The sequence below is a fragment of the Alteromonas naphthalenivorans genome, assembly GCF_000213655.1.
GTDB classification, from domain to species: Bacteria; Pseudomonadota; Gammaproteobacteria; order Enterobacterales; family Alteromonadaceae; genus Alteromonas; species Alteromonas naphthalenivorans.
In genome coordinates this window covers 1272344-1287552 of record NC_015554.1, presented here as the reverse complement: position 1 = coordinate 1287552, position 15209 = coordinate 1272344, and the positions used below count along the sequence as shown (strand labels likewise).

Below are 15209 nucleotides of genomic sequence, written 5' to 3'. Positions count from 1 at the left end.
AACCTTATCACGCAATTAGCATGGGCATAATCAGATATATTAAGCGAAGTGATAACGCTTAAAGACTCAAAGCATTTTCAACCGGCGCTAGTTTTGATTGGCTATTGTTTCAAACCGCGCATCTATTTGGCGGCGCTCGCCGGACTGTTCAATAAACGCTAATGCCGCATTAAATTTATCGATGTGCGCTTGTGCATTTTCAAGCTCTCTAGAAACAATGTAATAGAGCGGAATAGTCGCTACAGGAATGTCGATAATATTAACATTGTCCAATACCTCAAAGAGCGCTGAATTATGGTCTCCTTGCAGGTAGCCATTGGTAAAGCCTACTTCGCCCCACCCTTTTGATACTTGAACAATACACCCTCCTGCATCAACCGCTCGTTGAACAGAAAGTTTATAAGCTTTGATAAACGCCGCCTGCTCACGACTCAAGCTATGGCCATAGGGCAAACACAGGCGAGCCCCTGTCACATCAGCCAATGTATTCACTGTCATTTCTTTTGAGGTATAAATACGTACGGGAATTGAATTAATTTGTTTAGAGTAAATAAATGACTTAGCTCGCTCGTCGGTATAAACATAAGGAAACGTGCCTTGATACTTACCCTCAAGCGCCCATTTATAACCGCGCTGCCACGGTAAAACGTCTATATATATGGGAGTATTCATATGCTTGAAGACAGCTTTTACTAAGGAAACAGACCAACCACCGTCTAGCGCATTTTTATCAACATAGGGGAAGTAGCTTGCACCTGTAGTTAACAGCGTATCGCTATCTAACGGCAGCGGATTTTGCTTTTGTGCAGCCACACTAAAGTAAGGTAAAAATCCCAAACACAGGAAGATAAGCCCTACTACACCGCACTTTTTCATGTACTACTTCCAGCCGTTTTGATTATTTCATCGCTACTTAGGGTTAAACAACGACTACATATACTTTGAATTAACTATAAAGAAAAAATAACGTGATAAAAATAAAAACTCAGCAATGCCGCACAAAGCAGACCTGTGTTTAAGTTACCAGCAGCATTGCATAATATTGATGACAACAGGAAAACTGCTAAGACTTACCCATCGCTTTCTCACCCCAAATCTCTTCTAAGCGCTGATCGCGACCACAGTTCCAGCGGTAAAGCTTATAACGCACAGGGCTTTTCTTATAAAAATCCTGATGGCCTATCTCATCACCTTTAATAGGATAAAACGTTGATGAATCTAAAATAGGTGTAACCACTGTTTGATTTGGAAATTGCGCTTTTACCGCATTTTTAGTGTCTTGCGCAATGGCTCGTTCTTCTTCATTAGCCACAAACACGGCACTCAAATAACTGGGGCCTTTATCACAAAATTGCCCTCTTGCATCGAAGGGGTCGATATTCACCCAGTAGTGGTCGAGTATTTCTCGATACGACACTTTGCTTTCGTCGTAGGTTATCTTCACCGCTTCATAATGCCCTTTGTGGTTACCGTTATAAGTAGGGTTGGGCACGGTTCCTCCGGTAAAACCCGAGACCACATCGGTTACGCCCTCTAATTTTTCAAAATCAGATTCCATACACCAGAAACATCCACCAGCCAGAACAGTCTCCTCAGCAGTGGCAATTGGGGCAGCGATAAACGTGCTTAACAATAATGCGGGCAAAAAAGCTTTCATTAATAACCTTAAAATTAATTATCGAAGACAAAATATACGGTTCACTAATACAGAACGGATTAAGCCTAAGAAACTTTCATTTTCAGTCTCATTATAATTGCAGGTAAAATTTTCATTTAGCCCTGTAACCTACACGTGATGACACCACCATTAACGTACTACGCCAGTGGCGCTTACTATCATCAATTTGACGCTATCGCCCGCATGGCATTGTCTTGCAGAAAATGAGTAACAACGGCAGAGCACTTGCATCGTTACGTTTTTAAACTTCAAACTGTAAAACCAGTTTGGTCAAAAACGTAAGGAAATAGCAAATGAGCATAGTTAAATCAGGCAGTGCGGCATACAAACCTTTAGGCAAACAAGGCAAAGGCAGTATTTCTACCGAAACGGGCGCATTATCTAATCAACCCTACGGATTTAATACACGATTTGAAGATGGCAAAGGTACCAACCCCGAAGAACTCATAGGTGCAGCGCATGCTAGCTGTTTCACCATGGCCTTATCTTTTGCATTATCGGGCGCAGGCTATGATGACGGAGAGTTAAATACTACCGCTAAAATCAGTTTAGATAAGACAGACGATGGTTATGAAATTAGCCAGTCAGCGTTAAGCCTAGAAGCTAGCGTTGAAGGTATTACCGAAGATGAATTTGCTAAAATTGCTCAGGAAGCAAAAGATAACTGCCCAGTTTCGCAGCTTTTAGACACGAAAATCACCCTTGAATACACGTTGAAGTAGTCGTCTTTTTTAAGCCGCTAGTAAATTGTAGCTTCAGGGCTAAGCACTTGAATTAGGTTATTGAAAATAATATAGCGGATTAGTCAGCAGGCTAACGAAGGCCTGCCGCTTCTTTATCCGCTATTTCACTCCGCCGCTGCCGCTAACGCCTGTAAATCTTGGGTTAAACTGGTTTCTGCACGCTCTACCACTCGCCCTATTTCTTCACCATCGCGCATTAATATGAAGGTAGGCGTATATTTGAGCTTGTGCTTTTCTGCCACCCCTTCCGGATCGCTCTTTTTCCTATCCACGGCGAATAAAGTAAATTGAGGCACATCTAACCCACTAGCATCTAGTGTTTTTAAAAGTCGGGGCACTTCCCTTTCACTGTCATGGCACCATGCGCCAAACAGTATGAGTAGCGTATCGTCGTCTATAGCAGATACTGCTTTAATCTCAGCGGCGCTAGGTTGATACGACTTATATTCATCCATAAAGGCGGGATACTGGGCAAGCAATGCTTCACCACTCATTTCCCCCACAACATCTGGAATGTCATCTGCACTCATAGCATTGGTTGAGACCATCACTATTAATACAGCTAATATTGGCTTTAGCACACTAGACATGAACTTATCTGTAAACACATTATCTCTCCTTAACAGCGTATAGCCGTATTCAATAATGCATTGAAGTAAAACGCAAGTCTGCTGATCTCCAACTTTCCCTTTTCAAGCTTGCCGTCTTAAACTTTTGCTAGAGCCCAAACACAAAAAAAGCGGCATTTCTGCCGCTTTAATTAACAATATTATTAAATGATAATACCAGTTTCAGTACGCTATTTAACGATTACACCGCAAGCCACTCGCTCGCCGCCACCGCCAAGTTTGGCCGGAGAATCTGAGTAATTATCGCCACCGGCATGAATCATAATGGCGCGCCCTTCGATGTCTTCAAGCTCTAATTCTGGTGCGAAAACAGGCTGTGTGGCATTACCATTTTCGTCAACATACAAAGTTGGTAAATCACCTTCATGACCTTCTTCAGACCAAGGTACACTGTGACTACCCGTATTTTCAGGGTCGAAATGCCCACCCGCAGCACCGCCTAACACTTTTTTGCCATCTTTCATCGCTGCTGAACAATCGCCGTTTTCATGTACATGAAAACCGTGAATACCTGGTGTAAGCCCTGATAACTTCGGTGTAAAGACCACACCATCATCATCGTAGCTACTTACCATTACGCTACCGATAGCTTCGCCTGTTTTAAGATTATTCATCATAATCTTTTTCCCTTCATCCTCATGATGACCGGCGAAACTACTTGCGCTCAAGGCTAGTGAGACTGCACCCACCATGGCGGTTAATGTAAGCTTTTTCATAGCGTTCTCCTTCTCTGCTTAAAATTCGTATGACTGAAACCCGTAAACGTGTAATTGTTAGACGAGCGTGCATTACGACTTATTTTTAAGAGGAGCATAATTTGCACCACTAGTGCTTAACTAGCTATAACCACATGAAATATATAAATTAATAGGATTTCGAATATTTAAACATTACCGCTACCTTTGAACAGGTGTAACGATTTAACGGATGATGTGTAATCTTTACGCAAACCAGCGCCTATTCAATGTAGCCTTCGTTAACCCTGTTACCGCTTCTTTCTCGTTGCAACACGAATAACAACGCTTTATTCTCAAGATACAAAAATGATTTAGTGCATCACTATGCATTGGGTTAATAGTAACGATTAACGTGGTGCGCTACTTTGTTAACTAGAGTTTATAATTTGTGTCGCGCTTTATCGGTGCTGTCATTGTTCTTCTGTATCCCCGTGTTAGCTACCACCAGCTGGCATACGCTTCATCAGCCTACGTTTTATACGCCTCTAGCCGAGACCTCACTCATTGACGGCCCTATCCTTTCGGTATTGGAAACTAAAGACGGGTTTATTTGGTTGGTTGATTCCAAAGGATTATGGCGGTGGGATTCCCAGTCATTGAAAGCGGTAACATTTGAAAATAAGCAAAGCGATACGCCTTCGCCGCAAATTCAAGCCACCTTTGCTACAGACAATGGTGAAGTATGGGTAGGCACTCAACAAGGCCTTTACCGTTTACACCAAGAAAAACTTCAACTCATTGCTTATGAAGAAAGTTTACTTTCGAAAGTTTCAATCCTTCACCTTAACGTCACCTCGGTTGCCAAGAATAAAATTTTTGCGTTTACATCAGATAGAGCCTTGTTCATTTTTAATGATACAACGAAAAAACTATTGGGGTTTGAACTGCCTAATAGAGCGAGGATCCACGCACTTCATGTAGATAACAAGCAGCAGTTGTGGGTTGGCTCTGAACAAGGATTGTTTCATTTCCCGCTTGTTCATATCGCCACTAGCGGCATAGAACATTCTCCTCAACTGGTAGAAGTTGGCAGTTATAAGCAACCTCGTATCAGTAGTATTCTTTCGACCGCTTCAGGCTCCCTCGTGGTAGGTACTGCCGACAAAGGCTTGTTTGTCAAAAATGACGATGCACCGTTTCGCCAATTCGCGTTAGGTAACACGACATCGCCTTGGCTTTTCACAATGAGCGAAATCAAACCTGATTTGGTGCTGCTTGGCACTTTTGGCCAAGGCTTAATAGAAGTGAATATTAAGACTCATGAAATCCGCCAGTTTTCGCACAATCCACTGCAACCTGCCTCGCTTGCTGACGACAATGTTTGGTCTACCTTTACCGATAGCAAGGGGCTAGTATGGATTGGCGCTGGGCACAGCCTGAACATTTTTGATGCCAATAACCAATCGATAATTAACATTTTTGGTGGTGCAAATATTGATAAAAGCTTGGGTAACCGAAAGGTACATTCGGTGCAGTCTCATGATGGCGAACTTTTAGTGGGCACGGGTAACGCCGGAATCGAAATACTATCTCCTATAAATGGCAAAACAGGGCAGCTGTGGGAAACATCAGAAAATCCCGTAGAAACCTTACATGCCGCTAAAGATGGAGATGTATATGCTTCAAGCAACTTTGCAACAGTGAAAATTGACTCTGCCACTAAACAAAACTTTCCACTGGCAGTCGGTATACGTAAACCTTCAACATTTACCACTGCTTTTTTATCGACCGAGACGAGTTTGTGGCTAGGCGGCACAGACGGCTTATGGGTGCGACACAAGGGTACAGAAAAACAAATCGAATTTGCTAACAGTATTAACGAGAGACGTATCGCCTCATTGGCCATTGATGAAAGTCGCTTATGGATTGGCACGTGGCAAGGATTGGTAAAGGGCGATATTCACATGGGCCAAACTATCAATTTAGCGACAACCCAAATTACTCACCCCATTTTAAAACAACAATATATATCAAGTTTATTCGTTGACGAAAAAGGTTACCTTTGGGTCGGAACGGGCTCTGCAGGTGTATTTGTTAAACCTCAACAAGCTGATTGGATTCAAATAGAGAGCGCTAATGGCTTACCTGGCAATAATATTGCTGCTATCGCAGGTGAAAATGCAGATCATATTTGGGTGAGTACGACTCGAGGCATTGCGGCAATAAACCGCTATACCTTTGATGTCACCCGCGCAGCTACCGCACCAAGTATGGCCAATGCGCCTTATGCACATTCAGCGGCGACAACGACAGGTGAGAACGACATTGTTTTTGGGGGCGTTAACGGCTTAACCATTATTGACAGTGCTAATTTTACGTTTTCGAGGCCGACTGTTCCCATAGTGCTTACTGATATAACGTTGGTTAATCAGGACGATAGCATTGAATCACTGGGGCTAACTGCGACTGATTTAACCGTTCCTCCGTTAGCAAAACGACTTACTTTCGAATTTGCCGCGCTTGATTATCTTACCCCTGAACATACCCACTATCGCTATCGCGTATTAGGATTGGATGGAAACTGGGTTCAGGCAAATGCTGAGCAACGTTTAGCCGTTATTACTATGCCACAACCTGGCGACTATACTTTGCAAATTGAGTACTCTTACGATGGGATCTTGTGGGAAAAAAATGCATTGCATCGGCAGTTACTTGTTATGCCAGCGTGGTATCAAACCCTGCTAGCAAAATTTGTGGCTATTGTATTTTTATGTATCGCCGTCTACCTAGGTCATTTATTGGGAGTAAGACACCATAGACAACGTCAGGCATTTTTAAAAAAGCTCGTAAACGCGAGAACGGCTGAATTGTTGGCCGCGAATAAACAACTAAAAGAGCAAGCCACTGCGCTGAAAGAGGCTAGCTTGACTGACCCCCTGACCGGGTTACACAACAGACGCTATTTAGCACAACGCATTGAGCGCGACATTGCTCTCGTGCAGCGTTATTACGAAAACTGTGCACAAACCTATTCTATTCCCAAAAACCAGCACGATATACTGTTCTTCGTTATCGATTTAGACGACTTTAAAAACATCAACGATACTTATGGACACCAGGCTGGTGATAAGGTTTTAGTAGAAACACAAAATCGCTTAAAGCATATATTTCGTGAAACTGATTACCTTATACGCTGGGGAGGTGAAGAGTTTCTTGTCGTCGTCCATAACACCCCTAGAGAAGATGCCTATGTGATGGCTGAGCGAGTAGTGGATATTGTAGGTTCACGTGCGTTCCAACTTTCAGAAGGTACACAAAGGCATGTTACCTGTTCAATTGGCTATGCGGCTTACCCGCTTTCTCAACAGCATTATGATATTTTTGATTGGCAAACCACAATAGGCTTTGCTGATACTGCGCTTTATGGCGCGAAAAATAATCGCCGCAACACATGGATGGGCTTAACGTCTATTCCATCAAGCACAGACCGAAAGGCACTAGAAAAGGTTGCCAACGCGCCTTCATCTATTTTCACCTACGCGCAAGTTCAACAACCTACGACACTGCAATAATAAAAACACCGAGTTTTATTTTACTGAATATAGAAAGCCGTCAACGAAAAAGCCCCCGCTCGTTGGGCTTTCCAACTGCGGGGGCTTTTATTAAAAACAATTGTCTATGTTACGACTAACTGTTTCTTTCTCGCTTGTCGCCGCGCTTGCCACGCTTTTCTTTCATCGATTCGAACTTTTCTAGCTGTTCGTCGGTTAGAATTTCGCTTACTTTGACACGTACATCGGCCATTTTAAGGAAACGTGCTTTCGCTTTTTCGGCTTTTAGGTTTGCAAGTTCATTTAGGTCTTGCTCGTAATTAGCGTCTGACGGATCGAGTGCCTTAAATTGCGCTCTAAACGAATCTTCGCTGCCTTTCTCTGGGCGGTTTGCTTTGCGCTCCGCTTTAAGTTCGGCCTTCAGTGCTTTTAGCGCATCTTGCTGCTCGTCAGTTAAATCTAGCACTTTCGTCATTTTGTGTATGGGGAAGAAGTCAGGACCTTTACGGTCATCAGAATGTTTACCACCTGCATAAGCAGTCGTGGCGATACATGCACTCAATAAAACACCGGCAATTAATTTTTTCATCTTAATATTCCTACTTGTTTTGGTCATGATGCTGCATGACATGGGGGAAACGTTTTGTTTCATCAACGGAGCTAAGTATGCATAAACGATTCGATAAGTAGGGTTAAGCTAGTGTAAAGTTCGGTAAAGTTGAAAAGTCCTCAAAATAAAACGGTTAATCTCTATTTTATGGAAAATGAAAAATACAAAATCTTACTGGTAGATGACGACGCAGAACTTTGCGCGCTACTCAGTGAATTCCTGCAAACCGACGGCTTTGCAGTTGAAACCTTAAATAGTGGCGATGCCGCCGTTGCCCGCTTATTGCAAAGCGATGAGTTCGATACGGTAGTGTTAGATATTATGATGCCCGGTATGTCAGGCCTAGATGTGTTGCGAAATGTGCGCGCTAAAAAACAGACGCCTATTCTTATGCTTACCGGTCGTGGTGATGACATAGATAGAATTCTTGGCTTAGAAATGGGCGCCGACGATTACCTAGCGAAGCCTTGTAACCCGCGGGAACTTGGCGCGCGTATTCGCGCCATTATACGCCGGACCCAAAATGGCAATGCGCCAACCCAAACGGTTGTGCATGCTGAACTTCACGGCATTGTGCTTGATAGCGGCGCGAGAACGGCGCTTGTCGATAACACTCCCCTGCCTTTAACGGGCGCAGAGTTCAATGCGCTAAGCTTGTTAATGGAACGCGTTGGGCAAACCATCACAAAACAAGAAATGACAGAAGAAGTGCTTAATCGGCCGCTTGAAGCTTATGACCGTGCCATGGATGTACACGTAAGCCGAATACGCCAGAAGCTGACTGCGGTAGGTATAAACGACGTGATTAAGTCGGTTCGTGGTGTGGGTTATCAAATGCTAACCCCACCAGCACAACAGTAAGGTATAGCATGAAGCATTCAGAGGTTTGGCATTCAATAAAACAGACGTTTGGGATTAAACGCCTGTTTTGGCGAATATTCCTTACATTCTGGGTAGCTAGCTTACTCGTGATGACTGCCACGGGATATGTACTGGTTAGCAAATACACGTCTGATGAATATAGTCAGCGTTACTTTAATGGTGTAATTAGCCAAGCCGAGCGCATTGTATGGCGTTATGAGCAAGACTTAGCTAGCGGGAACGTACCCAAAGGCAAGATAAAAGACTGGATAAGCCATAATGTCAGACATCGTAGCGATCTCATTGCTATGCAGATATCAGACAACACGGGTAGAACCATCTATCACTATCGTATGAACAAGGTGCCTCAAAGGGATCGCACAGTAAAATTAGTATATGGTCTATCGGCACTACCCTATCGCGTTGAAACCCGATTGCCAGAGGCGCCTCGCATCTATAAACAAGTACTTTACCGGTTTCAATCATTGCAGTTCGTTTTTATCTTTATTGCCTCTGCTATTGTCAGTGCGCTATTAAGTTGGGGGATCGTACGCCCTATTAACTTCTTAGGTGCGTTTAGTCGCCGTTATGCCGACCAACAAGAAGTTGCTACGCTGCCTAACGCCATTCTGACTCGTGGTGATGAACTGGGCGACTTAGCCGCCGATATTAGCTTTATGGTCAATAAAACGCATCAAGCTGCCACCAATCAGCAACAACTGCTGCATGATGTTTCTCATGAACTTCGCGCGCCGCTGGCTCGTTTGCAAGCATCAGCAGCCATTATTGAGCAGCACACGCCAGATAGTCGTCACGTAAAGCAAATTCATAATGATTGCGTTCGTATGGATGCACTTATTCAACAGATTTTGGATTATTCAAAGTTAGAAAAAGGTAACCCAACCCCAGAAGCGTGCGATATTAACGCCCTGTGTGAACGTATAGCCGATGATATGGCAGTGCATTACCCGGGCATTCCACTAACCCTTAACTGCGAGCCTAATGTAACAATTTCAGGTTATGCAGAAGCCCTTCATCAGGCACTGGAAAACATTATTGGCAATGCCTGTAAATATTCATCTCGCGGTGAATTGGTTGAGGTGAGCACGGAAAAACGGAGTAACACGGCTGTAATTACCGTGCGCGACCATGGTCCTGGTGTTGATAGTGAGGAAATAGAAAAGTTGCTTCAACCTTTCTACCGTGCAGGCAACCAAATGCATACATCAGGATTCGGACTAGGGCTGAGCATTGCGAAAAAAGCCATTGAAAAACATAGTGGAAGATTACAAATGACTCGCCCTGCCGATGGTGGTTTACGGGTTGAAATTGCGTTGCCGATAAATCAGTAATCCACCACGTAACATCCTCCGACTATTCAATATAGAACCTTGAAACCAGATTCAACCCTGATATAAATCAGTACTTTTTAACCGCCCCCCTACAGCCGAGTTAAAAGTCAGTACAGTGCAGCTTGAAAATAAGGCATATAACCTGCTTATTTATGATGACTAGCTAACTTATTCCCCGTGTTTGCCAATGTGAATAGCCTGCGTTAGGTGCTTGAAATACAGGCTCGACAACACCGTGGAGATAATACGTTTCTAATAAATAGCGTGCTTTTTTCGTGCTTTACTAAGGGTAGGATGATGATGACAAAAACAAGGATTGCGTTAATTGGTGGCGGCCCCAGCGCCCTTTCTATTCTTAAAAAAGCATTGTGTTTTTGTGGCAAGCAACTGGATGATAACGATAGTGTAACTGGCAGAGCATCGCCTCACTTAACCTTCGATATCTTTGAGCGAAATACCGCCCTAGGCAAAGGCATGCCTTACAGTAAAGATGGAGCGTCGTGGGAACATATTACCAATATTTCATCTGATGAATTGGCTCCGTTTGATGAAACCCTGCTTGAATGGTTGCGTCAGCAAAGCACAGAGTACCTCGCGAAATATCAAATTGAAAAAACTAAACTGCATGAAAAACACGTGGTGCCCCGATTGCTCTTTGGAGAATATTTACAGGCCCAATTTTGTGAATTAATTGGCAGATGCCGTGCAGCAGGGATACACGTGAACGTGCATCTTCAGTGCAACGTTTTGGACATTAAACCCAGCACTGCAGATGAAAACAGCCTTGAGCGTAATAATAGCCCTGAGCGTTTAGGCAGCCTTGAGCGCAATAATAGCCTTGAGCGTAATCACAGCCCTGAGCGTGGAAGCAGCCCTGAGCGTGGAAGCAGCCCTGAGCGTGGAAGCAGCCCTGAGCGTCAAACCAGCCCTGAGCCGGTAACCAGCGAGAGCCACACTGGTATCAATATATTAACTGACAACGGATGGGTAACCGGATTTGATAAAGTGGTGATCTGCACTGGTCACATTTGGCCCAAAACCCACGAAGGCAAAGTAAAAGGATATTTTGATTCTCCCTACCCGCCCACTAAGTTGCAGCAAAAATATAACCATACAATAGCGCTTAAAGGCAGTTCCCTTACCGCTATTGATGCAATACGTACGTTAAGCGAAGCTAATGGCGAATTTTATCAAACTGATAACCAACTAAAATATCGTTTATTCGACGACGTACCAGATTTCAAGATAATCATGCACTCGTTAGAGGGTTTACTGCCGAATATTCGCTTTCACTTAGACGACCCGCTAGTGTCTGATGAAGGCATGCTAAGCGAGCAAGAAATTGCTCAACATAGGGCTGATAACGATGGTTTCTTAAGTTTAGATTTTATTTTTGAGCGAAACTTCAAAGCGGCATTAAATAAACTGGACACTGTTTTTTATCAAAAAATAGCGAACAAAAACATAGAGTCGTTTTGCCAATGGATGCTTGATTCTCGTAAAGCGTATGAGCCCTTCACCTTATTTAAAATTGAGTACCTGCAAGCCGAGCAGTCGATTAAACAACAGAGCACATTGCAATGGAAAGAAGCCCTCGCATTATTAAGCTTCACGATAAACCACCCAGCTAAGTACTTTAGTGCAGAAGATACCCTACGACTACGCAATCACCTTCTGCCTCTTATTGGCCTTATGATTGCGAATATTCCGCAATCGTCCGCGGCCCAGTTACTTGCCCTGCACGATAGCGGCGTACTCGATATCATTGCTGTTGATAGCAGCAGCCGCTTAGAAATTGAAGGTGATGGCGATTTTCAATTTCATTTTAAAGACGAGGACAATAAGCCTACTGTAAACACATATAAAACTTTTATCGATTGCACTGGGCAGAAGTCACTGCCAATAGACGCATTCCCTTTTAAATCTATGTTTGCAGGTGCCGAGCCATTAGTCGCTAAAGTGAGGTTTAAAGATAAGTATCAAGGTAAAAAGCATCTAGTAGAGACCCCTAATAGCGTATGCAAAGGCTCCGACAACGAATACTATTTAGAAACAGGTGGTTTTGCTATTAACGATGACTTTCAACCCATTTTAGCCAACGGTAGTCTTAACGAGCGCTACTTTGTTATGGCTGTGCCGTATATTAGTGGGTTCAACCCAGACTATTCAGGTTTCGATTTTTGTGACCAGGTGGCAGAGCTAATTGTCACTAAACTTGGGGAATCTAAAGAACAATAATAATGTAGAAATCATCGCTTCATTCAACAAGGGAAATCAATGTTTTTTAAAAGAATAATAAAATCAGTCATACTCACCACACTACTTGGGTCCAGCGGCGCAATTTATGCAAAAACAGAAGCACAAGCAGATCAAGGGTTCTCTGCGAACTGGCCGCAGGTTAATTACAATAATACTATTCCCAGTGTTGAAGCTGAATTAGGTTACAAAATTGGCCAGCGTATAAGTAGCCATGCTGACATGCTTCGCTACTTTGAAGCGCTTCAAGATGCCCAGCCAACGCGCATCAAGCTATTTGAATACGGGGAAAGTTGGGAAGGCCGTAAATTGATTTATGCGGTTATTGGCAATGAGCAGAATATTGCTAACTTAACCCAGTTCACACGTGATATGCAGGCCTTGTCTGACCCTCGCAATATCAAATCGAGTAAAGCTAATTCCCTGATTGAATCACTACCAGGCTCTGTATGGCTTCAATACGGAGTCCATGGCAATGAAATAAGCAGTACAGATGCGGCCATGATGACGGCGTATCACTTACTTGCGGGCACAGGCGATGCGTCTGTCGATAACATCATGGAAAATAATCTGGTATTTATCGACCCGCTTCAAAACCCAGATGGTCGCAGCCGTTTCATCGCGCACTACTACTCTACCGTTGGCATAATGCACAGCGATGATAGGCTATCAGCAGAGCACAATGAACCTTGGCCAAATGGCCGAACTAATCATTATCTTTTTGACTTGAACAGAGATTGGCTGCCAATAACACAACCTGAAACCAAAGGCCGTATTGCCAGTATCAATAAATACCACCCTATTGTGGTGGTAGATTTACACGAAATGCGAGGAGACAAGAGCTACTACTTTGCCCCTTCAGCACAACCTGTTACGCCAAACCTCTCGCAAGCGCAAAAAGATAACATTGACACTATCGGTCGTAACAATGCCAAGCACTTCGATAAGAACGGTATCGATTACTTTACCCGTGAGATTTTTGATTCATTCTATCCCGGCTACGGGGTAAGTTGGCCAACGTTTACCGGTGCGGCCACATCAACGTATGAAGTAGCCTCTGCCAGTGGCGAGAAATTTAAGCGATTAAACGGCACTACGTTTACTTACGAAGATACCGTGTTCAAACACTTCATCGCATCACTTTCAACCGCTGAATCGGTGGCCGATAATCGCCAAAAATACCTCAGGGATTACTACCAATATCAAATTGATGCCATAGAGGCCGGCAAGTCTGATAAAAAAGAACGAGTTTATATTCTGCCTAACCAGCGCGACCGAGCAGGAAACTTTAAACTGGCAAAATTAATGACCGAACACGGCGTAGACGTGTTTCAAACCTCTAGCAAAGTAAAAGTGTGCGGGAATACATATGAGGCTGGCAGCTACTTTATTGATAGTGCGCAACCTCGAGGAAAACTAGTTAAAACGACCTTCACACAGCAAGTTAACATGAGTGAGTCGTTTTTAAGTGAACAAGAGCGCAGACGAGAACGAAAACTTAAAGATCAAATATATGATGTAACCGGTTGGTCACTTCCTTTGATGTACAACGTTGACGTTCAAACCTGTGGTAAGGCGGTTTCGGGCGATCATCGCTTAGTCAAACTTACAGATACCTTAAAGGGCGAAGTTACCAACCCCAACGCCTCTGTAGCGTTTATCGTGCCTTGGGGCGACATGGCAGCAGGTCGGTTTTTAACTGCCGCTCTACAACAAGGCATTGCAATAAAAACACTCGACAGAGCCTTCACACTAGACAATAACGCCCGCTACCCTGCAGGAAGTTTAGTGATTGAAGTTTTGGCCAATAAACACATTGAAGATGTTGCCACTAAAGTTCAGTTTATAGCCCAACAAACCGGTGCCCTCGTGCAAGGTGTTGATACCAGCTGGGTTACAGATGGACCTAGCTTTGGTAGTGGCGAAGCCTTTGTTCTTAAAGCCCCAAATGTTGCGATAGCGTGGGACACTCCTACGTCAGCATTAAGCGCAGGCAATACTCGGTTTGTGATAGAACAAGCGTTTAATTATCCGGTTACCGCTATTCGCACTCGTAATTTGGTGAAGGCCGATTTAAGCAATTATCAAGTACTCATACTACCTGCAGGGAAATACAAAAACGCGCTAGGCAAAGCTGGCGGCGAAAACTTAAAACAGTGGGTAAAATCTGGCGGCGTGTTAATTACCCTAGGTGGTGCTAACCAATTTGCTGCGGATCCGGATGTTGAACTACTGGACGTGAAACGAGAACTGGCAGTAAAAGAACAGCAAGATAAAAAAGCATCTGAAGGTTCGTCTAAAGCCATGGTAGCTGGTAAAGCATATGATAGCTTTGATGAGATGGTAAAGGACAGCGAAAATATGGAAGAGAGCCCAGACGACTTAGCAGGAATTTTAGCTAATGTCAGCGTTGATCAAGAACATTGGCTAACCGCTGGTGTTCCAGAAAATGTAGTTGGTTTAGTAAGAGGTAAAGATATTTATACCCCTATACGCCTTGCTTCTGGCAAAAACTTAGCCTGGTTTAAGGGCAAAGATGAAGTGCTTGCTAGCGGTTATATGTGGCAAGAAAACAAAGAACAGCTGGCCTATAAGCCTTTCATTATTCACCAGCCTCAGGGCATGGGAATGGTGATAGCATTTCCTTACGAGCAAACTACTAGGGCGTATGTAGACGGATTAAATATCATGTTGTTTAACAGCATATTTAGTGCCTCTGCCCATACTAAGGCCGCCAGATAATACGCAAGGCAATACGGGAAATAATACGGAAAATAGTAATGGCGGTTACGTTCAATGCACCACTTCGGTATATTTAACGTAGTCATTATTACGGTGGGCGCTGGCGGCAT

General features: G+C 43.7%; 11 protein-coding genes. 6 read left to right on the top strand and 5 right to left on the bottom strand.

What is annotated here, in order from left to right:
* Nucleotides 1-87: 87 nt before the first annotated feature.
* Both AMBT_RS05520 and msrA read right to left on the bottom strand, forming a co-directional pair.
* Nucleotides 88-876 carry a substrate-binding periplasmic protein gene (locus AMBT_RS05520; protein WP_013783603.1) on the bottom strand — a complete coding sequence of 263 codons (789 nt, stop codon included), beginning with the start codon at nt 874-876 and terminating at the stop codon, nt 88-90.
* A 187-nt stretch (nt 877-1063) separates the two neighbouring features.
* Nucleotides 1064-1657, bottom strand: coding sequence for a peptide-methionine (S)-S-oxide reductase MsrA (gene msrA / locus AMBT_RS05515; protein ID WP_013783602.1), 594 nt, complete (start codon nt 1655-1657; stop codon nt 1064-1066).
* Between the two features lie 314 nt (nt 1658-1971).
* Here msrA and AMBT_RS05510 point away from each other — a divergent pair, with 314 nt between their 5' ends.
* Complete coding sequence (locus AMBT_RS05510; RefSeq protein WP_013783601.1) at nt 1972-2400, top strand: OsmC family protein; 429 nt, start codon at nt 1972-1974, stop codon at nt 2398-2400.
* A 125-nt stretch (nt 2401-2525) separates the two neighbouring features.
* Here the strand turns inward: AMBT_RS05510 and AMBT_RS05505 are convergent, their stop codons facing one another.
* Nucleotides 2526-3029: a thioredoxin family protein gene (locus AMBT_RS05505; protein ID WP_013783600.1), complete on the bottom strand. Its 504-nt coding sequence runs from the start codon at nt 3027-3029 to the stop codon at nt 2526-2528.
* Nucleotides 3030-3220: 191 nt separating this feature from the next.
* Nucleotides 3221-3766: a superoxide dismutase family protein gene (gene sodC, locus AMBT_RS05500; RefSeq protein WP_013783599.1), complete on the bottom strand. Its 546-nt coding sequence runs from the start codon at nt 3764-3766 to the stop codon at nt 3221-3223.
* A gap of 386 nt (nt 3767-4152) precedes the next feature.
* On the opposite strand from sodC, the gene AMBT_RS05495 reads away from it, so the two are divergent.
* Nucleotides 4153-7299 carry a ligand-binding sensor domain-containing diguanylate cyclase gene (locus AMBT_RS05495; protein ID WP_148259079.1) on the top strand — a complete coding sequence of 1049 codons (3147 nt, stop codon included), beginning with the start codon at nt 4153-4155 and terminating at the stop codon, nt 7297-7299.
* A gap of 115 nt (nt 7300-7414) precedes the next feature.
* Here AMBT_RS05495 and AMBT_RS05490 read toward each other — a convergent pair whose 3' ends face one another.
* Nucleotides 7415-7867, bottom strand: a complete 453-nt coding sequence (locus AMBT_RS05490; protein ID WP_013783597.1) for a Spy/CpxP family protein refolding chaperone — start codon at nt 7865-7867, stop codon at nt 7415-7417.
* A gap of 168 nt (nt 7868-8035) precedes the next feature.
* Between AMBT_RS05490 and AMBT_RS05485 the strand changes: the two genes are divergently transcribed.
* From AMBT_RS05485 to AMBT_RS05470, 4 genes are all read left to right on the top strand, one after another.
* Nucleotides 8036-8749: a response regulator transcription factor gene (locus AMBT_RS05485; RefSeq protein ID WP_013783596.1), complete on the top strand. Its 714-nt coding sequence runs from the start codon at nt 8036-8038 to the stop codon at nt 8747-8749.
* Nucleotides 8750-8757: 8 nt separating this feature from the next.
* Entirely contained in the window at nt 8758-10101 is a 1344-nt protein-coding gene (locus tag AMBT_RS05480; RefSeq protein ID WP_013783595.1) for a sensor histidine kinase, read from the top strand.
* A 297-nt stretch (nt 10102-10398) separates the two neighbouring features.
* Complete coding sequence (locus AMBT_RS22845; RefSeq protein ID WP_013783594.1) at nt 10399-12339, top strand: FAD/NAD(P)-binding protein; 1941 nt, start codon at nt 10399-10401, stop codon at nt 12337-12339.
* 39 nt (nt 12340-12378) lie between these two features.
* Entirely contained in the window at nt 12379-15099 is a 2721-nt protein-coding gene (locus tag AMBT_RS05470; protein WP_013783593.1) for a M14 family zinc carboxypeptidase, read from the top strand.
* Nucleotides 15100-15209 lie beyond the last annotated feature (110 nt).